The 19,421-nt window shown below is 68.0% G+C and carries 19 protein-coding genes; 10 read left to right on the top strand and 9 right to left on the bottom strand.

Going from position 1 to position 19,421, the window contains the following annotated elements; translation table 11 throughout:
* Window positions 1-489: 489 nt before the first annotated feature.
* A complete protein-coding gene (locus DVK07_RS12315; RefSeq protein ID WP_121597347.1) occupies window positions 490-1,371 on the bottom strand; it encodes a proline dehydrogenase family protein in 882 nt (293 codons plus the stop codon).
* 181 nt (window positions 1,372-1,552) lie between these two features.
* On the opposite strand from DVK07_RS12315, the gene DVK07_RS12320 reads away from it, so the two are divergent.
* From DVK07_RS12320 to DVK07_RS12340, 5 genes are read left to right on the top strand one after another with little or no spacing between them, the layout of a single operon-like run.
* A complete protein-coding gene (locus DVK07_RS12320) occupies window positions 1,553-2,887 on the top strand; it encodes an ABC transporter substrate-binding protein (RefSeq protein WP_121597348.1) in 1,335 nt (444 codons plus the stop codon).
* A gap of 9 nt (window positions 2,888-2,896) precedes the next feature.
* Entirely contained in the window at window positions 2,897-3,856 is a 960-nt protein-coding gene (locus DVK07_RS12325) for a branched-chain amino acid ABC transporter permease (protein WP_121597349.1), read from the top strand.
* On the top strand, window positions 3,853-5,034 hold the full coding sequence (locus DVK07_RS12330; RefSeq protein WP_121597350.1) for a branched-chain amino acid ABC transporter permease: 1,182 nt from the start codon (window positions 3,853-3,855) through the stop codon (window positions 5,032-5,034). The genes DVK07_RS12325 and DVK07_RS12330 overlap by 4 nt, the downstream gene beginning before the upstream one ends.
* The gene (locus DVK07_RS12335) at window positions 5,027-5,815 is read left to right on the top strand and encodes an ABC transporter ATP-binding protein (RefSeq protein ID WP_121597388.1); all 789 of its coding nucleotides are present in this window, start codon (window positions 5,027-5,029) and stop codon (window positions 5,813-5,815) included. The genes DVK07_RS12330 and DVK07_RS12335 overlap by 8 nt, the downstream gene beginning before the upstream one ends.
* Window positions 5,812-6,576 (top strand): ABC transporter ATP-binding protein, encoded by a 765-nt coding sequence (locus tag DVK07_RS12340; RefSeq protein ID WP_199719491.1) that lies wholly within the window; start codon window positions 5,812-5,814, stop codon window positions 6,574-6,576. The genes DVK07_RS12335 and DVK07_RS12340 overlap by 4 nt, the downstream gene beginning before the upstream one ends.
* Window positions 6,577-6,607: 31 nt before the next feature.
* On the opposite strand, the gene DVK07_RS12345 is transcribed toward DVK07_RS12340, so the two are convergent.
* Window positions 6,608-7,405, bottom strand: a complete 798-nt coding sequence (locus DVK07_RS12345; protein WP_121597351.1) for an RIO1 family regulatory kinase/ATPase — start codon at window positions 7,403-7,405, stop codon at window positions 6,608-6,610.
* A gap of 110 nt (window positions 7,406-7,515) precedes the next feature.
* Between DVK07_RS12345 and DVK07_RS12350 the strand changes: the two genes are divergently transcribed.
* Entirely contained in the window at window positions 7,516-8,664 is a 1,149-nt protein-coding gene (locus tag DVK07_RS12350; protein WP_121597352.1) for an acyl-CoA dehydrogenase family protein, read from the top strand.
* A 38-nt stretch (window positions 8,665-8,702) separates the two neighbouring features.
* Here DVK07_RS12350 and DVK07_RS12355 read toward each other — a convergent pair whose 3' ends face one another.
* Window positions 8,703-9,293: a hypothetical protein gene (locus DVK07_RS12355; protein WP_121597353.1), complete on the bottom strand. Its 591-nt coding sequence runs from the start codon at window positions 9,291-9,293 to the stop codon at window positions 8,703-8,705.
* Window positions 9,294-9,438: 145 nt separating this feature from the next.
* On the opposite strand from DVK07_RS12355, the gene DVK07_RS12360 reads away from it, so the two are divergent.
* Window positions 9,439-9,963, top strand: coding sequence for a halocyanin domain-containing protein (locus DVK07_RS12360; protein ID WP_121597354.1), 525 nt, complete (start codon window positions 9,439-9,441; stop codon window positions 9,961-9,963).
* A 60-nt stretch (window positions 9,964-10,023) separates the two neighbouring features.
* Here the strand turns inward: DVK07_RS12360 and DVK07_RS12365 are convergent, their stop codons facing one another.
* Window positions 10,024-10,542: a hypothetical protein gene (locus DVK07_RS12365; RefSeq protein WP_121597355.1), complete on the bottom strand. Its 519-nt coding sequence runs from the start codon at window positions 10,540-10,542 to the stop codon at window positions 10,024-10,026.
* A 202-nt stretch (window positions 10,543-10,744) separates the two neighbouring features.
* Here DVK07_RS12365 and DVK07_RS12370 point away from each other — a divergent pair, with 202 nt between their 5' ends.
* On the top strand, window positions 10,745-11,020 hold the full coding sequence (locus tag DVK07_RS12370; RefSeq protein WP_121597356.1) for a cytochrome C oxidase subunit IV family protein: 276 nt from the start codon (window positions 10,745-10,747) through the stop codon (window positions 11,018-11,020).
* A gap of 841 nt (window positions 11,021-11,861) precedes the next feature.
* Here the strand turns inward: DVK07_RS12370 and DVK07_RS12375 are convergent.
* Window positions 11,862-13,349, bottom strand: a complete 1,488-nt coding sequence (locus DVK07_RS12375) for an aldehyde dehydrogenase family protein (protein ID WP_121597357.1) — start codon at window positions 13,347-13,349, stop codon at window positions 11,862-11,864.
* Window positions 13,350-13,502: 153 nt separating this feature from the next.
* Between DVK07_RS12375 and DVK07_RS12380 the strand changes: the two genes are divergently transcribed.
* A complete protein-coding gene (locus tag DVK07_RS12380) occupies window positions 13,503-14,252 on the top strand; it encodes a GNAT family N-acetyltransferase (RefSeq protein ID WP_121597358.1) in 750 nt (249 codons plus the stop codon).
* A 63-nt stretch (window positions 14,253-14,315) separates the two neighbouring features.
* Here DVK07_RS12380 and DVK07_RS12385 read toward each other — a convergent pair whose 3' ends face one another.
* Together DVK07_RS12385 and DVK07_RS23335 are read right to left on the bottom strand one after the other, a co-directional pair.
* A complete protein-coding gene (locus tag DVK07_RS12385) occupies window positions 14,316-15,308 on the bottom strand; it encodes an NAD-dependent epimerase/dehydratase family protein (RefSeq protein ID WP_121597359.1) in 993 nt (330 codons plus the stop codon).
* 83 nt (window positions 15,309-15,391) lie between these two features.
* Window positions 15,392-15,535, bottom strand: coding sequence for a hypothetical protein (locus DVK07_RS23335; RefSeq protein ID WP_017342951.1), 144 nt, complete (start codon window positions 15,533-15,535; stop codon window positions 15,392-15,394).
* Between the two features lie 79 nt (window positions 15,536-15,614).
* Between DVK07_RS23335 and DVK07_RS12390 the strand changes: the two genes are divergently transcribed.
* Complete coding sequence (locus tag DVK07_RS12390; protein WP_121597360.1) at window positions 15,615-16,088, top strand: zinc ribbon domain-containing protein; 474 nt, start codon at window positions 15,615-15,617, stop codon at window positions 16,086-16,088.
* A 39-nt stretch (window positions 16,089-16,127) separates the two neighbouring features.
* Here DVK07_RS12390 and DVK07_RS12395 read toward each other — a convergent pair whose 3' ends face one another.
* Complete coding sequence (locus DVK07_RS12395) at window positions 16,128-18,626, bottom strand: cbb3-type cytochrome c oxidase subunit I (RefSeq protein WP_121597361.1); 2,499 nt, start codon at window positions 18,624-18,626, stop codon at window positions 16,128-16,130.
* On the bottom strand, window positions 18,623-19,411 hold the full coding sequence (gene coxB / locus DVK07_RS12400; RefSeq protein ID WP_121597362.1) for a cytochrome c oxidase subunit II: 789 nt from the start codon (window positions 19,409-19,411) through the stop codon (window positions 18,623-18,625). The genes DVK07_RS12395 and coxB overlap by 4 nt, the downstream gene beginning before the upstream one ends.
* Window positions 19,412-19,421: the final 10 nt, after the last annotated feature.

Consider the following 19,421-nt stretch of genomic DNA (forward strand, 5'->3'; position numbering starts at 1 on the left):
ACGGCGGAGCGAGTGGTACACAGCGTCGGTCGCGATGCGATATTTAAATATCGCCGAGCGATAGCGGCGATTGTTTATAAAAAGCGGTGGCGCGTGCCTGCGAGCGGCCGGAGCGAAGCGGAGGCCGCGAGTCGCACGCGCGAGGGACGCCGCGAACGCCCGAAGGGCGTGAGCGGCGAGGCTGGGGAGGCGTGAGGCTGCGGGACGGTTGCGGTCGGGTGGGACTCAAAGGGGCAGCCGCGAGGAGCCCGTAGGCGACGTAAGCACCGCAGGGAGCGAGTGAAACGAGCGACCGAGGAGCGCAGCGAGCGTACGGGCTCCTCGCGGCTGGGGCTTTGGAGGTGTTCGCCGCTGGTCTCCGGTCTGCCACTTATAAGTGAGCGACTGGGACTTTGGAGGTGTTCGCCGCCGCACCGTCGTCTATTTATAAACAGTCGCTGGCAGCACCGCTCTAACAGTTATGAAAGATCACGTCCCGGGCGAAACCGCTCAGTTCCCGACGATCGCGCGCAGCGCGAACAGCGCGTTCGACTTGCGCTCCCGGATCCGCCGGTAGAAGTAGGAGAACCACTTGGAGCCGTACGGGATGTACTGGTAGACCCTCACGTCGTCTTCGGCGGCGAGTTCGAACTGCGCCGACTCCCGGACGCCGGTCAGCATCTGCACCTCGTAGGGGGTCCCGTGGTCGGCGTACAGCTCCTTCGCGTACTCGATCATCGCCGGGTCGTGGCTCCCGACGGCGACGCCCTCGTCGAACGCCTCGAACATGTACGCGAGGCAGTCGCGGTACGACTCGTCGACGCGCGCCTTCTTCTTATACGATATCTCGGCCGGCTCGTCGTACGCGCCCTTGACGAGTCGGACCTTCCCCGGGAGGTCGGCGAGCCGTTCGAGGTCCTCGCGGGTCCGCTTTAAGTTCGCCTGGACGCAGACGCCGACGTTGCCGTCCGTCTCGACCGCGTGCCGTTCGAACGCGTCGAGCGTCACGTCGGTGGTCTCGTGGTCCTCCATGTCGATCCAGACGAAGGTGCCCGTCCCGTCCGCTCCGGTCCCCGCCGGCCCGGTCGCGGACGGCGCGTTGGCCGCCTCGACGATCCGCGCGAGGTTCTCCTCGAAGACGTCGTCCCCGATGTCGAGGCCGATCTGACTCGACTTGACGGAGACGCAGGCGTCGACGCCGCGCTCCGCGACCGCCTCGACGAGATCGACGTACGCGTCGGCGTCGGCGTCGGCGGGGGGCCGTTCCTCGTAGTGTTCGCCGAGCAGGTTCAGGATGCCGGCCACGCCGCGGTCGTTGAGCCCCTCGACGTGAGCGAGCGCCGCCTCCGGCGTCTCGCCGGCGACAAAGTTGCTCGCGATGGGCGGGATCATGCGATCACCGCGGATCCGGAGCGGTATATATTGGCACCCGACCAATCGTTCCAGAAATATATTTCTGTATAAAATGTTCCCAGTTCCACTACCCGCCGATCCATCGATCTGCCCCGCTCGCCCCGACCATGGACGGGCCGGGGTTAAGGTAGCCGAATGTGCTCGGGACTATCGGATACACATGTCACCAGATACCACGGACATGACGGATCGGCGGACGCTGCTGAAGCTGACCGGCGGTGCGGGGCTCGTCGGACTGTCGGGCTGTCTCAGCACGACCGACGACGGCGGAGACGGAAGCGACGGCGGCGACGGCGACGATGGGAGCGACGGAAGCGACGGGAGCGACGGCGGAGACGGAAGCGACGGAGACGATGGCGGCGACGGGGGAGACTCGACCGAGGCCTACGAGATCGGGATGGTCGACTCCCAGACCGGGTCGCTGTCGGCGTTCGGCGAGCGGAACCAGCGCGGCGTCAACCTCGCCCTCTCGACGGTCAACGAGGTCGGGATTAACGGGCGGGACCTCGATATCGTCGTCGAGGACTCCGAGAGCGAGAACCAGGGCGGGATCGCCGCCGCCCAGAAGCTCGTCAACCAGGACGGCGTGCCGTTCCTGATCGGCGCGGTCGGCTCCGGCGTCTCGCTGGCCATCTACGAGAGCGTCGTCGAGGGGACCGACGTCGTTCAGCTGAGCCAGAACTCCACCGGACTCAACCTCACCGAGTTCCCGGGACTGCTCCGGATGTCGCCGTCGGGGCGGAGCCAGTCGCTCGCGCTCTCGAACCTCATCACCGACGACGGCTACGACGAGGTGGCGATCACCTACGTCAACAACGACTACGGCCAGAGCCTCACGGACGCGTTCGTCGACGCGTACGACGGCGAGGTCGTCTACAACACGCCCCACGACCAGGACCAGCAGTCGTACTCCGGCGTCGTCTCGGAGATGAACAGCTCCGGCGCCGACGCGTGGCTGTTCATCACCTACCAGGCCGAGTTCGCGACGATGGTCAACGAGGTGTTCTCCTCGGGGTACGAGGCGCAGTTCTACGGCGCCGACTCCGTCTCCGGCGACAACGTCTTGGAGAACACCCCGGAGGGGAGCATCGAGGGGATGAAGATCGTCGTCCCCTCGGCGCCCGTCGAGGAGGAGAACTACCAGTCGTTCGCGGACGCCTTCGAGTCGGAGTACGACCGACAGCCGACGTCGTGGGCGGCGTACGCGTACGACTGCGTGATCAACGCCGCCTTGGCGATCCAGGCCGCGGACGAGTTCACCGGGGCGGCGCTCCAGGACACCGTCCGGCGCGTCTCCGGCCCCGAAGGCGAGACGGTGACCTCCTTCGAGGCCGCCAGCCAGATCCTCGCGGACGGCGGCGGGCCCGACGACGTCGACTACCAGGGAGTCAGCGGCCCCATCGACTTCGACGAGAACGGTGACCCGGTCGGCTTCCTTCAGGTCCTGGAGGTCCAGGACCACGCCTACGAAGGCATCGACTTCATCGAAGGCTGATCTCGACCGATGACCGTCCTCGGATACCTGGCCAACGGGTTGGTGTTCAGCAGCATCATCGTCCTCGGCAGCATCGGGCTGTCGCTGGTGTACAGCATCGCGGACTTCGCGAACTTCGCGCACGGCGACACGATGACGATCGGCGCGTACTCGGCGCTCGTGACCTTCGGCGCCGTCGGCGGGCTCGGCGGCGCGGTGTTGGGGCTCCCGTACGGCTTCTTCGTGGCGTTGGTCGTCGGGATCGCCGTCGCCGCGGTCGTCGCGGTCGCCACCGAGAAGCTCATTTACGAGCCGCTCGACGTCGACTCGATCGGCCTGCTGATCACGTCGATCGGGATCGCGTTCATCTACCGCGCGGTGATCCAGATCCGGTTCGGCTCCGACTTCACCCGGTTCGACGTCCGGCCGCTGCGGCCGATCGAGGCGCTGGTGCCGTACGGCGTCCGGATAACGCTCCACGACGTCGCGATATTCGGGTCGGCGGTGGCGCTCGTCGTCGGGCTCCACGTCCTGCTCCAGTACACCGACCTCGGTCGGAAGATGCGCGCGATGGCGGACAACCCCGACCTCGCGCGGGTCAGCGGTATCCGGACGAAGCGGGTCAAGCTGTGGACGTGGGTCATCGGCGCCGGGCTCGCCGGCGCGGGCGGCGTGTTCCTCGGGCTGTTCAACCAGCTCGCGCCGCGGATGGGCTTTAACCTCCTGCTGGTGATCTTCGCGGCGGTGATCCTCGGCGGGATCGGCTCGGTCTACGGCGCGATGGCGGGCGGCTTCCTCATCGGCATGATAAACCAGCTCACGCCGTTCTTCTCCAACGTCGTCGAGGCGCTACCGATCCGTCCGAACTGGCTCGCGACCGTGATCGAGAACATGATCACCATCGAGTACGCGAACGCGATCGCGTTCGTGATCATGGTCGTCGTGCTGTTGGTCCGGCCCAACGGGATCGCCGGGGAGGCCGCGACGTGAGCCTCCTCGACGACCCGAAAGCGGCGTTCGCCGACCTGTCCCGGCCGGAGAGGTGGGTGCTCGGCGTCAGCGTCGCGTTCGTGCTGTTCCTCCTCGTCGCGATGCTCACCGGCGCGCTCGGTCCGACGTACTTCCTGTTCCTCGTCGGGCTGGCCGGGATGTACGCGCTGTTGTCGTTCGGGCTGAACGCCCAGTGGGGGTTCACGGGCCTGATCAACTTCAGCGTCGCCGCGTTCTTCGGGATCGGCGCGTACGGCACCGCGCTGATGACCGCGAGCGGCTCGCCGATCGCCGGGGGCTTCAGCCCGCTCGTCGGGCTCGCCGTCGCGCTCGTCGTCGCGCTCGCGCTGGCGCTGCTCATCGGGATTCCGACGCTCCGGCTCCGGGCCGACTACCTCGCGATCGCGTCGCTCGGACTCGCGGAGGTCGTGCGGCTGATCGTGTTGAACGAGCGCTGGCTCACGAACGGCAGCGCGGGGCTGCGCGGCATCCCGGGCTTCTTCGACGGGTGGCCGGTGCTCTCGACGTTCCCGGAGGCGATGCCGGGGCTCCGGCTGGTGGTGATCCCCGGGTCGCCGGTGATCTTAGAGACGGCGTTCTGGCAGGCGGCGCTGAACGTCCTGTTGGTGCTCGCGTTCGCGGGCGCCGCGTACTTCGTCCTCCGGCGCGCGCACCGGTCGCCGTGGGGGCGCGTGCTGCGCACGATCCGGTCGGACGAGGACCTCGCGCGGGCGCTGGGCAAGAACACCTACTCGTTCAAGATGCAGTCGTTCGTCCTCGGCAGCCTGATAATGGCGCTTGCGGGCGTGTTCTACGCGCACCTGAACCTCTACGTCGGACCGGGCGACCTCGACCCGATCACGACGTTCTACGCGTGGGTCGCGGTGATCTTAGGCGGCAGCGGCTCCAACCGGGGGGCGCTGTTCGGCGGTATCGTCATCGTCACGATCCGCGAGGGGACGCGGTTCTTAAACGACGTGGCGCTGCCGATCGACCCCGCACCGCTGCGACTGCTGTTGATCGGCGTCGTCATCGTCGCCGTCATGCGCTACCGGCCGCAAGGGGTCCTCCCGCCGCAGCGGGAGCTGATCTGGCCGAGCGCGGTCGACGGGGGCGGAACGCCCGAGACGCCGGACAGCGGCGTCCGCGAGCGGAAGGGAGGTGATGACGATGAGTGAGGGCGCGCTTCCCAAGGAGGACGCGGTCCTCCGCGTCGACGACCTCCAGAAGTCGTTCGGCGGGCTCGCGGCGACCGACCACGCGACGTTCGCGGTCGAGCGCGGCACCATCACCGGGCTCATCGGCCCGAACGGCGCCGGGAAGTCGACGCTGTTCAACCTCATCTCCGGCTTCTACGAGCCTGACGGCGGCACCGTGGAGGTGAACGGGACCGACGTGACGGGTATGGAGCCCTACGAGGTCGCCGAGCAGGGACTCATCCGGACGTTCCAGACGCCGCGCAAGCTGGAGGGGATGACGGTCCGCGAGGCGATGCTGGTCGGACCGCGGAAACAGCCCGGCGAGTCGTTCCTCACGCTGTTCACCTCGCCGGGGACCGTCGCCGAGAGCGAGTCGGCTAACCTCGCCGAGGCGGAGCGGATCTTGGAGGACTTCGAGATCGACCACCTCGCGACCCAGCCCGCCACCGACATCTCCGGCGGCCAGATGAAGCTCGTCGAGCTCGCGCGGGCGATGCTCGCCGAGCCGGAGGTGCTGCTGCTCGACGAGCCGGTGGCGGGGGTGAACCCGACGCTGGCGAAGAAGCTCAAAGAACAGATCCGGCGGCTCAACGAGCAGGGGACGACGTTCCTGCTCATCGAACACGACATGGAGTTCGTGATGGACTTGGCGGACCCGATCGTCGTCTTGGACCAGGGACACGTCCTGACGGAGGGGACGCCGGAGGGGGTCCGGAACGACCAGCGCGTCATCGACGCGTACCTCGGGGGCGGCGCATGAGCGACGGTATGACGGACGACACGACCGGGGCCGCAGAGGGGCCTCACGGCGGGACCGATCCCGTGCTGTCGCTGTCGAGCGTCGACAGCGGGTACGGGGAGGTACAGGTGCTCGACGACTGCTCGGTCCGGCTCGACCCGGGCGAGATCGTCTGTCTCGTCGGCCCGAACGGGGCCGGGAAGTCGACGGTCCTCAAGACCGCGTTCGGGATGTTGACCCCGTGGACGGGGACCGTCGAGTACCACGGCCGCGACATCGGCGGGATGGCGCCCGAGGAGATCGTCCGCGAGGGGATCGGCTACGTCCCCCAGACCGACAACGTGTTCGGCTCGCTGACGATCGACGAGAACCTCCGGATGGGCGGCGTCGCCCGCGACGGGAGCCTCGAGGAAGTCATCGAGACGCTGTACGACCGGTTCCCGATCATCGACGAGAAGCGCGGCTCGAAGGCGAAGACGCTCTCCGGCGGCCAGCGCCAGGTGCTCGCGTTCGCGCGGGCCTTAGTGATGGAGCCCGACGTGCTGCTCATCGACGAGCCGTCGGCGGGGCTCGCCCCCAACACCGCCGACGACGTGTTCGAGGACGTCAAAGAGGTCAACGACATGGACACGGCGATCCTCATGGTCGAGCAGAACGTGACGAAGGGGCTCGGCATCTCCGACCGCGGCTACGTCCTCGACCAGGGGACCGTCCGGTTCGAGGGGACGCCGGAGGAGCTGCTGAACGACGAGGAGGTCTCGCAGCTGTACCTCGGGGGCTGAGCCGCCCCGCGGTCCGCTCCCGCCCGACTTCTCACGCCGTCCGCTTCTCGAGTTCGCCCGTCAGCTCCGCGGCGTCGAAGTCGTGGTCGGGGCGGATCGCGACGAAGTCGAGGAACCGGCGCGCCGCGAGGAGCTCGTCGGTCGAGTAGCCGGTCAGCGCGGCCTCGATCGCGTCGGCGGCGCCGATCAGCGGCTCCAGCGCCGCGAGCGCGCTCGCGAGGTCGTAGGCGCGGGCCGCCTCGCGGCCGTCCTCGCTCACGCGAGTCGCGTCGATGACGTACAGCTCGCCGTCCGCGACGAGGACGTTCTCGGCCCGGAGGTCGCCGTGGGCGAGCCCGGCGTCGTGGACCGTCCGGAGCGTCGCGAAGAGGTCGGGCGCCAGCCCGGCGACGGTCTCGGCGTCGAGCTCGCCGAGCGTGCGGAACTCGGGGAGGTACTCCAACACGAGGACGCCGAGGCCGTCGACCTCGAACGCCTCGATCGGTTCCGGCGCGTTGACCCCGAGCTCGCGGACCCGCCGGGTCGCCTCCAGCTCGTGGCGCGCCATCTCGTACGGGGTCTCGTGGCGCTCGAAGAACCCCTCCGTGCCGGCCGAGACCGCGCCGAGGTTCCGTCCGGTGGTGAACAGCGCGTGGACGAGCGTGTTCTGCCGGGTGATCACCTTCACGAAGAGGTCGTCGTCGACGACCATCGGCGTCGACAGCCAGTTGTCGGCGTCGAGGAACCGCACGCGCATCTCGTCTCGGTCGTACCGGTCCGCCAGCTCCCGCGCGACCCGCTCGATGTCGGGCCAGTCGACTCGCCCGCGGACGAGCTGCCGGAACTCCATACCGGCGGAACGCGGCGGCGCCTCATAAGTCGTCGGCTCGCGGCGGGCTCGTACCGCGGTCTGTCACGGTCGTTCGCATCGTTTATGCCCGCGGGTCGCAATTCTTGCCCATGGACTTCGAGGTACCCGCAGAACACCGGATGATACGCGACACCGTCCGGGAGTTCTGCGAGGAGGAGATCGCGCCGATCGCCCAGGAGATCGAGGACGAACACCGGTTCCCCGAGGAGGTGTTCGACTCGCTCGCTGAGCTCGACATGATGGGTATTCCGGTCGGCGAGGAGTACGGCGGCCTCGGCGGCGACCAGCTGATGTACGCCCTGGTCACGGAGGAGATCGGGCGCGTCTCCGGCGGGATCGGGCTCTCGTACGCCGCGCACACCTCGCTGGGCGCGAAGCCGATCGACCTGTTCGGCACCGACGAGCAGAAGGAGCGGTGGCTCCGCCCGCTCGCGGAGGGCGAGGGGATCGGCGCGTGGGCGCTCACGGAGCCGGGCAGCGGCTCGGACGCCTCCGACATGGACACGACCGCCGAGTACGACGCCGACGCGGGCGAGTACGTCCTGAACGGCACGAAGCAGTTCATCACGAACGCCAACGTCGCGAACTCGATCCTCGTGAAGGCGGTGACGGACCCGGACGCCGGCTACGACGGCATCTCGACGTTCATCGTCGACCCGGAGAACGACGACGGGTTCGAGGTGACGACCGTCTGGGAGAAGATGGGGCTCAACAGCTCGCCCACCTGCGAGATAACCTTCGACGACGTGCGGCTCCCCGAGGACCGGCTGCTCGGCGAGGAGGGCGAGGGGTGGACACAGACGATGAAGACGCTCGACGGCGGGCGGATCTCCATCGCCGCGCTCTCCGTGGGCCTCGCGCAGGGCGCCTACGAGGCGGCGAAGGAGTACTCCGGCGAGCGCGAGCAGTTCGGGAAACCGATCGCGAAGTTCGACGCGATCCGCGACAAGGTGGTCCACATGCACCGTCAGATCGAGCGCGCCCGGCTCCTCACCCACCGGGCCGCGTCGCGGTACGACGCCGGCGAGTCGGTCACCCGGGAGTCCGCGCTCGCCAAGCTCGACGCCAGCGAGGCGGCCCGCGAGGTGGCCGAGGAGGCGGTCCAGACGCTCGGCGGCTACGGCTACACCACCGACTTCGCGCCGCAGCGCTTCTACCGCGACGCGAAGCTGATGGAGATCGGCGAGGGGACCAGCGAGATTCAACACGTCGTCATCGGCCGCGAACTGGGGCTGTAGGCGGTCTCAGCACCCGTAGCGATCCGTTCGTCCCGCCGTCAGGAGAACTCGATCAGGTCGTCGTCGACGCCGCGTAAGCTCTCGGCGAGCCGCGACCCCTCGGGCACCGCGCGCCGAAACGCGTCCGAGCCGAACCGGGCTTCGCCGTTGACCGAGACCATCCCGAGGTCGGCGGGGTCGCCCTCCAAGCCGGTCAGGAACGCGACGGTGCGGACGGCGGGGACGTCGCCCGCATGCGCCTCCGGGTCGACGGAGCCGTACAGCGTGCGGTTCGTCGCGACGTGGTGGACGCAGGTCGGCGTCGGCGCGAAGCAGAGCAGGTAGCGGGCGCCCGGCTCGGCCCGCCCGAGCTTGGGGCGGAGCGCGTGGCGCTCGTCGGCGTGGAAGTACCGCTCCATCCGGCGGTACTGCCGGAGGACCTCGTTCGCGCCGGTGGCCCGGCGGACCGCGGCGTCGGCCTTGAGTTCGATCACGCGGTCGACCGGCTCGGGCGTCCGCGTCCGGACGAACAGGTCGACGACCCCCTCGCGGCCGTCGGCGTCGTACGGCTCTTCGAGCCGGATCGCCGGATCGTCGACCGTCGCTTCGAAGTGCTCGACGAGCCGGGTCGCCAGCGCGTCTTCGCGCATTTGTCGGCGGGAGGGTCCGGAGCGCGATAAACCCGCCCCTCGCGCCGCGAGACGCCGACGCCGGACGGGTCGAGCGGTGCCGAAATGTTCCCGGAGATCGAGAGCCATCCGGGGGTTTGTATGTCTTCGGCCCCTACCGTAGATGATGTCTGATAACCTGTCCAGACGGCGGTATCTCGCCGGAACCGGCGCCGCGCTGACCATCGGAACGCTCGCCGGCTGTTCCGGCGGCGGCGACGGCGGCGACGGCGGCGACGGATCCGACGGGGGGGACGGCGGCGACGGCGGGAACGTCATCGAAGACGTCCCGAGCGAGATCGACGACTACCTCTCGGAGGCCCGCATGTACGACGGCACCATGGCGGATCTCACGGGTCAAGACGAGGTGACCATCGACGTCGGCGCCGGCGACGTGGGGTTCGCCTTCTCGCCCGCCGCGGTCCGGATCGACTCGAGCACGACCGTCGTCTGGGAGTGGACCGGGGCCGGTGGGGGGCACAACGTGGCCTCGGTCGAGGGGTCGGAGTCCGATTTCGACAACGGAGAGACCGTCGCCGAGGAGGGGTACACCTTCGAGCAGTCGTTCGACAACACGGGCATCCAGCTGTACCAGTGTACGCCTCACAGGGCGAACGGGATGCTCGGCGCGATCGAAGTCGTCGAAGCCTGAGGGGGGTTCTCGGCGGGCCGTTCGGACGCGAAATCGCTTTTTGTGGCGACGAGACGGAGCTCACGAGAGGAACGACCAGCGGACGTCGACGATCCGGTCGCGCTCGCTGGTGACCGTCGGCCTCGCGAGGTGGTCGTTGGCGTTGGCGCCGACCTCGGCGAGGTGCGACAGGGCCGCTTCGAGCGTCCGGTCGGAGCGTTTCACGGCGGAGTCGCGCTCGTAGGGCGCGTCGATCGGGTTCGCCCGCGAGTTCGCGATCGAGATCGCGTCGGTGAGCTCGCCGCCGATCGCGTGCGGCGGCTGGTGGAAGTGCCAGTCGCCGACGGTGAGGAACAGCCACACGTCGCCGTTGATGGCGTGGTACTCGCCGGTGACCCGCTCGGCGTCGTACGCGACCATCCGCGAGAGGACCGCGGTCTTGAGCCGGTAGAGGGCGTCCTTCCGCGCCGAGCGCACGTTGCTCTCGGTGACGTCGCCGCGCTCGTAGGCCGCGGTGGCCTCGTCGGCGAACTGCTTCGCGACCTTGTTGACGACGTACAGCGATTCGAGCAGGTCGTCCGTCGGTTCGAGCGGAGTCACGTGGGGTACCGATCGCGGACTGCGACCGGCCGCAGTTCCGGCCGTCGCGCGGATAGGCGTTTCGGGATCCGAAACGTCGGCGCGGCTCCGTACGGCGCCGACACCCGGCCCGCTCGATGCCGGCGTGCGGTCCGATCGGCGTCGACACCGGGCACCCCCGGATGGTTAATTCTTTAAGCGCACGGACGAAGAGGAGTGTAAGATGGCGCACGACTCCGTGAAACTGTACTCGGCGATCTACGTCGCCCTCCTCGTCGCGGCGACGTTGAACTTCGCGCTCTTCGAGACGTCGTTCATCGAGTTCACGTACACACAGGCGATCGTCGGGACGCTGGTGATCGCGACGGTCAAGACGCTGCTCATCGTCGCGTACTTCCAGCACCTCCGGTGGGAGAACCGCTCGCTCACCTACCTGATGGGGCTCGCGCTCGCGCTCACGATGCTCCTGATGGCGGCCGCGACGTACTCCATCTCGTAGTCGAACCCGCCGTTCCGCGCTTGCGGCGCGTCGTTTCGTTCTGTTCCGTTCCGTTTCGCGTCGATTTCTTTTATTTGTCCCGTCGAAATCCGAAGACAGCGAGGCGAACTAGCGAGGTCCCGGTCAGCGAGAGTGGATCACGAGTCGCTCAGTAGAGCGGTAGCGGCGAGCGATAGCGGGAGTACGTGTAGTACGTTGTGGGTGAAGGGATTTATAAGTAGACTAGCGGTATTGCTGTCGGCTATTTATAAGAGACTGAAGCTACTGCGGGGAGTGCCTTCAAAGCCCCAGCCGTCGAGGCGGGCGGACGCTCGCTGCGCTCCTCGTCACTCGCTTCGCTCGTTCCTGCGGTGCTTACTTCGCCTCCGCCCGCCTCGACGGCTGCCCCTTTGATTCCCACCCGTCCCGCACAGCACCCGCACCTCACACCTCCCCAACCTCGCGGTTCGCGCTCTCCGAGCGCTCACCGCGTCCAGCGAGGGACCGAAGGTCCCTCTGGCAGCCGGCGCGTAGCGCCGGCGACCTCGCGGGCTGGCTCGCGGCCTCCGCTTCGCTCCGGCCGCTCGCAGGCGCGCCACCGCACTCCTTTATAAGCGATCGTCGCCCTCACTCACAGGTATTTAAATACTACATCGCAGCTACGATCTGCGATGCTCACTCCCGCTACAGATCAAGAAGCGACTTCCATCGACCGGCTCCGCCTGAAGAAGCGGATTTCAGCAGATCCACTCTGTCGCGTTCCGACGATCAGTCGGCACTCGATTCGGTCGCGTTTCGCCGGCGGCGGGGTTCGATCCGCCGCCGTTAAAACCGCTTCACCCCGACGACTTCGGACTGCGCGTTAGAACGGGTACTCGCGCGGCTCGTGCTGGATCGAGATCCACTTCGTCTCGGTGATCTCGTCGAGGAAGGCGTCGCTGTTGTAATGCCCGACGCCGGACGCGCCGATCCCGCTGAACGGGACGTGCGCCTCGTCGTTGATCGGCTGGTCGTTGATGTGGACGTTGCCCGTCTCCATGCGGTCGGCGATCTCCTTCGCCGTGCCGAGGTCGCCGGAGTGGACCGCGCCGGAGAGCCCGTACTCCGTGTCGTTGGCGATTTCGACCGCCTCGTCGACGTCCGAGAACGGGATGACGGGCGCGATCGGGCCGAAGTGCTCGTTCGCCGCCGCGGGCATGTCGTTGGTGACGCCGGAGAGGACGGTCGGCGCGACGACGAGGGAGTCGTCGACGCCGTCGACGTCGACCGTGTCGCCGCCGGTTTCCAGCGTCGCGCCCGCGTCGACCGTCTCGTCGACGTAGCCGAGCATCTCGTCGCGCTGGGACTCGTCGATGATCGGGCCGACGACGGTCTCCGGGTCGTGGACGCCGCCGGTCGGCAGCGACTCGGCGCGCTCGACGAGGCCGGCGACGTACTCGTCGTACACGTCCTCGTGGACGACGTGGCGGTTGATCGAGATGCACACCTGCCCCTGGTGGACGAAGGAGCCGAACGCGGCGGCGTCGAGCGCGCGGTCGAGGTCGGCGTCCGCGGTGACGACATGCGCGTTGTTCCCGCCCAGCTCCATCGCCGGGACGGCCAGGTTCTCGCCGGCGAGGCCCGCGACGCGCTTGCCGACCTCCGTCGAGCCCGTGAAGGCGACGACGTCGCTCTCGGGGTGGCTCGCGACGCGGTCGCCGATCTCCGAGCCGCGGCCGGTGACGACGTTCAGGACGCCCTCGGGGAGGTCGGTCTCCTCGAACAGCTTCGCGAACAGCAGCCCGCCGGTGATCGGCGAGTTCGTCGAGGGCTTGAGCACCACCGAGTTCCCGGCCGCGATCGCGGGCGCGACGGCGCGCATCGAGAGGTTCAGCGGGAAGTTCCACGGCGAGATAACCGTGACGACGCCCTTCGGCCCGACCTGAAGCTGGTTCTCCTTGCCGGGGATGTTGGAGGCGGCGTGTTCGCCCTTCATCCGGCGCGGGAGCGTCGCGGCCTCGCTCGCGTGGTCGGACGCGATCTGGATCGACGTCTCGCCCATGATGGCGGAGCCGCCGACCTCGTACTCCAGCAGCTCGACGATCTCGTCGGCGTGCGCGTCGAGCGCCTCGTGGAACCCCTCGATCACCGCCTGCCTCCGGGCGGGCGGCTGCTCGCCCCACGACTCCTGCGCCTCGGCCGCGGCCTCGTAGGCGGCGTCCACGTCGGCCTCGGTCCCCGAGGCCACCTCGGTCACCGCCTCGCGCGTCGAGGGGTCCTCGACGGCGATGGTCTCGCCGCTCTCGCTCGCGCGCCACTCGCCGTCGACGTAGAACTCGTCCCACGCCGCGTCGATCGATAGGTCACTCATTGCGTTTTACCAAACGGTAGAAACGGTGAAAAGGGGAGAGGTACCGGAGACCGCCGCCGGATCGGCGCAGAGTCGACACCGGCGTCGACCGAGCGATCCGCGAGGAGCGAAATCGCGACCGAGTTTTTTGTACTCGGGACGAAACCAACAGGTATGGACCTACGCGAAGCAACCGCCGCCGACGTCGACGCGGTCCGGTCGGTCGCCCGCGAGTCGCTCGTGGCGTCGTACGGACACGCGGTCGAGGAGGAACTGTTGGACGAGGCCGTCGAGGAGTGGTACGACGCCGGCGACCTCGGCGACGACGTCGAGGACGACGACGCGGTGTTCCCGGTCGCCGTCGTGGACGGGGTCGTCGTCGGGTTCGCGGAGAGCTACGTCGTCGGGCGCCGCGAGCGCGTCGGCGAGATCGACTGGCTCCACGTCCACCCGGACCACAGGGGGTCCGGGATCGGCTCCGCGCTCCTCGAACGGGTCGAGTCCGCGCTGCGCTCCGCCGACGTCGACCGCATCGAGGCGCGCGTCCTCGCCGACAACGAGGCTGGCACGGCGTTCTACGAGCGAGAGGGATACGAACTCGCCGGCGAGCGCGACGTCGACATCGGCGGGGAGACGTTCGCGGAGCGGGAGTTCCGGAAACAGGTCGGCCGGCTGAGGGGCATCTCCGAGGCGACCTACCAGACCGAGGACGGCGAGACGGTCCACGTCGCGTTCGACGAGAGCGACCGCGGCTCGCGGGCCCCGTTCTACGTCGCGTACGTCGACCCGGACCACGAGCGCCGGTACGGCTACCTCTGTGGCAACTGCGAGGGGACGGACGTCGCGATCGACACGATGGACCGGATGGAGTGTCGCGACTGCGGGAACCGCCGGAAGCCGGCGCGGTGGGACGCGGCGTACTGACCCGGCTCGGCCCCGTCGTCACCGCGGCTCTCCTCCTCGCAGTCGTCGCTGCGGTCTCCGCTCTCAGAGGGTCTCCTTCACGCCGATGACGCGCTCCTCGGCCTCGCGGCCGGGGTCCCACTCGCTCCCGTCGCGGTCCGACTCGCGGTGTTCCTCGACGGTCCGTTCCATCGCCTCGTCGACCGGCGTCGACTCCCAGCCGAGGTCGGCGAGCGCGCAGGTGTCGAGCAGGTGCGGGTACTCCCGGTAGAGGGTGAAGTCGTCGGGTTCGAGCCCGCCGGCCGCGAGCGCGTCGGCGCTCGCCGTGACGAGTTCGCAGTCGACGCCCGCGACGTCGGCGATCGTCTCCAGCGTCTCCCGCAGCGTGAGCGCGCGCCGGTCGCCGACGTTGTACGCCGCGCCCGGCTCGCCGCGCTCGGCGACGACCCGGAGCGCGCTCGCGACGTCCTCGACGTACGCCCGGTGCCAGAGGTTCTGTCCGTCGCCCGGGACGACCACGCGGTCGTGCGTGAGCACGCGGTCGATCCAGTAGTCGAGCCGCTCCGTGTAGTCGTGCGGGCCGTAGACGATACACGGGCGGACGGCCATCGCGGCGACGCCCTCCTCGGCGGCCGCGAACACCGCGCGGTCGCCCTCGGCCTTCCGGTTGCCGTACGTCTCGTGGTCGTCGTCGACCGCCTGCGCGTCGGTACACGGCTCCAGCGGCGTCTCGCCCTCCCGCTTGGGGATCTCCTCGACGGCGTAGCTGGACCCCGACGAGATGTACACGTAGCCGTCGACGTCGGCGAAGATATCGGTCGCGGTCTCCACGTCGGCCGGGTGGTAGGCGACGCAGTCGATCACGATGTCGGGCTCCACCGACAGCTTCGCGGCGCGCAGCGCGGTCTCGTCTTTCCGATCGCCCTCGACGTGGGTGACGCGGTCGTCGTCCGCGAAGGGGTTCTCGTGGTTCCCGCGGTTGAATATCGCGACCTCGTAGTCGTGCGCCAGCAGTTCCTCGACGGTGTGTCGGCCGATGAATCGCGTCCCGCCCACGACGAGCGCCGTGTCTGTCATACTCGCGATCGGACGAGCGAGGTGAAAAGCGTGGCCGAACCGGAACGCGACGGGCCGGCTCAGTCGCCCCCGGGCGTCGCCGCTCAGTCGTCGTTGTCGCGCGGACCGTCGCCGCGCCAGCGCCGGTACAGGAGGTACGCGACCCCGAGCCCGATCCCCCAGGTCCCGACGCCGAACACCGCGAACGCGGCCCCGTAGAGGAACTCGCCGAGCGGAACGCCGAACATACCCGAGTTCGGCGCGTCCGGCACATAAACGCTCCGAGAGATGGGTAGCTTATCGGGGCGGGAACTCCTACGGCCGCCCATGGCTGAACGCACTCGCCGGCGGCCCTGGCTCGCCGCCCTGCTCGCGCTCGTCGTCTCCGGACTCGGTCACGCCTACCTCCGCCGATGGGCCCGGGCGCTCGGCTGGTACGTGGCGGTCACCGCGGCGGTGTTCGTGTTCGTTCCCGAGTCGGCGATCTCGGGCGCGTTCGCCGGAGACCCCCCGACGGTCCGAGAGGTCGCCCCCGCCGCCGCGGTCGTCGGCGCCAGCGTGATCGACGCGTACGTCGTCGCGCTCCGGAACAACCGGGCGTACGAGCGGGAGCGAGAGACGGCCCGCGCGACCGGCCGCACGGAGTCGGCCGACCACGGGACGGCAGAGGAATCGAACGCGCCGTCCGCGGGGACGACGGACGACGACGGGACCGTGCGCTGTCCGGAGTGCGGCAAGGAGACGGACCCGGCGTTCGACTTCTGTCAGTGGTGTGCGGAGCCGATCGGGGAAAGCGAGTGAGGCGACGGAGCCGAAAAGAAAACCGAACCGCGAACCGCCTCAGAAGAGGTAGAACAGCGGGAAGATGAACACCCAGACGATGTCCACGAAGTGCCAGTAGAGGCCGAAGTACTCGATCGGCCGCTCGTCGTCGAGGTAGTGGCCCTGGTACGCCCTGACGAACAGGAAGATGGCGATCACTAACCCGAGCAGCACGTGGATCCCGTGGAGCCCGGTCGTGACGTAGTAGATCGACGCCTGGATCGGGTCGCCGTGGGCGTTCGCGGAGATGGTCACGCCGCGGTCGAAGATCTCGTGGTTCCACTCCCACAGCTTGATCGCCATGAACGTGAACCCGAGCAGGATGGTCGCGCCGAGCGTCGCCAGGAGGCCCTGCCGGCTCTCGCGGCGGGCCGCGACCAGCGCGAGGATGACGGTGAACGAGGACGTGATCAGCACGAAGGTGTTGATGAGCCCCGGCAGCGACTCCGTCAGCGGCGACCAGGTCATCCAGCCCGCGTTGTAGCGGACGAAGATGGCCGCCGAGAGGAACGCGCCGAAGACGATCACGTCGGAGGCCAGGAAGAACCACATCCCCAGCTTCACCTTCTCGACGCCGTTGAACGGCCAGCGCTCGGCGAACTCGGACGGGGGCGCGTAGAAGTCCTCTAAGCCCCACTTGACGCCGGTGTAGAGGAGCCCGAGCATACCGGCCACGATCGCGGTCGGGTACAACGCGTTAGAGATGTTGACGCTGCTCTGCATGGCCGTCTCGCCCAGCTCGACGGTGACCGCGTCCGCGAAGCCGGAGAAGCCGAACAGCGTGACGCCGAGCGCCACGGAGAGCGCGAACGGCCAGATGCTCGCGTGGCTCGGGTGTTTGTCCCAGTACGGGTACTCGGAGATGTGCGCCGAGTGGCTGTCGCCGCCGTCGGTGGCGACGTCGCCGTTGTCGTCCGTCTTCATCGCGGGTCCGCCGTCCGGCACGTAGTCTTTCACGAACTCCAGCTTGCCCGAGGCGTACGAGGGCCGGTCGGGCCAGTTCTCGAGCGGCGGGGGCGAGGAGACCGCCCACTCCGCGGTCCGCGAGTAGTCCCACGGGTTGTCGCCGGCGGGCTCGCCGGAGACGTAGGACTTCGCGAAGTTGTAGAACATGATGAAGAAGGAGAATCCGAGCACGAAGGCTCCGATCGTCCCGAACTGGTGGTAGATCTGGAACTCGGGGTTGTACTCGAACACCCGGCGGGGGGTCTCCCAGCCGAGGAACATCGAGAAGTAGACGGCGTTGAACCCGATGAAGAAGATCACGAAGTGGAGCTTCCCGAGGAACTCGTCGTACATCTTCCCCGTGATCTTCGGGAACCAGTAGTAGGCCCCGCCGAACAGCGCCGTCGCGCCGCCGAACATCACGTAGTGGAAGTGCGCGACCACCCAGTAGGTGCCGCGGAACTCGTAGTCGAGCACGATGGCGCCGAGGAAGACGCCCGTGATCCCGCCGAGGATGAAGAGTAGGAGCGCGCCGAACGCGAACAGGAACGGCGTCGTGAACTGGATCCGCCCCTTGATCAGCGTGTAGATCAGCGCGAAGACGACGAGGTCGAACGGGAGCGATATCCCGATGGTCGTCGCCATCATCAGCGTCTTGATCTCCAGGTTGATCGTCGTCAGGAACATGTGGTGCATCCACACGAGGAACGACTGGACGGAGATCAGACAGATGGAGATGATCACCCACTTCCGCCCGACGAGGCGACGGCCGGAGAACGTCTGGAACAGCTCCAACATGACGCCGAGCGCCGGGAAGAAGACGATGTACACCTCGGGGTGACCGAAGAACCAGAACAGGTGGCCCCACAAGAGGGAGCCGCCTTCGGTCGCCGAGAAGTAGACGCTGCCGAGGACGCGGTCCGCCGCGAGGATGAGGCCGACCGCGAGCAGCGCGGCGAACGCGAACAGCATCATCCACACGGTCGCGAGCATCGACCAGGTGAACATCGGCATGTCCATGATCCCCATCCCCTCCGCGCGGGAGTGGTGGATGGAGGTGAGGAAGTTCACCGTCGACGCCGTGGTGCCGGTGACGAACATCGCGAGCGCGAGCACCGCGCCGGTCGACCCGATGCTCGGCGTGTACATCGGCACGTTGAGCGGGGCGTATATCGTCCACCCGGCCGACAGCGTGCCGCCCTGGAAGAAGCTCACCGCGAGCAGGAGGCCCGAACCCAGGTACAGCCAGTACGAGAGGGCGTTGAGCCGCGGGAACGCGAGGTCGTCCGCGCCGATCTGAAGCGGCACGAAGTAGTTCGCGAACCCGAAGGCGAACGGCGAGAGGAACCAGAACACCATGATGAGCCCGTGAGCGGTGACGGCCTCGTTGTACGCTAAGCCGGAGAGGATCTGGCTCGTCGGGTCCCACAGCTGGAGGCGGATGAGCAGCGCCATCACGCCGCCGAACAGCAGGAAGAACAGCGCGGTGATCGTGTATAAGATCCCGATGTCCTTGTGGTTGGTCGTCACGAACCAGCGCTTGACAGAGGTCGTCGGCGGGAGTCCGCTCATGCGATCACCCCGCTGGGCGCGACGGCTCCGACGCCGGACGCAGAGATGCTAGAGCTGTTGCCGGCGCTCTCGGAGCTGTTCCCCGTACTCGCGTACCACTCTTCCCACTCGTCTTCCGGCAGGACGGTGATCTGGCCCTTCATGGCGGAGTGACCCGCACCGCACAACTCGAAGCACTCGACGCGGTAGGTCGCCTCCCCGCCTTGTGCCTCGACGTCCTCGGAGCTCACGGCGAACCACGTCTCGCTGTAGTCTCCGGGGATGGCGTCGGACTTTATCCGTAAGTCCGACGAGCCGAAGTTGTGCCAGACGTCCCTCGACGTAATGTTGAGGTCGATCCGCTGGTCGGCCGGCACGATCAGTTCACCCCGTTCGGTGTGGCCGTTCGGGTACTCGAAGGCCCAGCCGTACTGGTACCCCTCGACCATGATCTCGATGTCTCCCTCGTCGCCGGTGTCCGGTCCCTGCTCGACGTAGAGGAGGAGCCCGTACGCGTACACGACGAGGCTGATGACGACGATCGCGCTCAACCCGAACGAGAGGAAGAGCTTCTTGGCTTTCGGACCGCCCTGTCCCGTCGGGAGCTCGCCGACGACCGGTGCGTCGAACTCCTCGTCCGACCGGTTTCCGTCGTCGCGGTACTTGTACACGTTCCACAGCGTGTACGCCACGACGATGGTGCCGACGAGGGTACCGAGCGCGAGGAAGACGAAGAAGATCTCGTCGAAGATCTCCGCCTGTGCGCGCCAGTCGCTCCCCTGTTGTAGGATAACTGGATCTATCATGTTCGTCTGT

It is taken from the genome of Halorubrum sp. Atlit-26R (assembly GCF_003666015.1).
Classification (GTDB): Archaea; Halobacteriota; Halobacteria; order Halobacteriales; family Haloferacaceae; genus Halorubrum.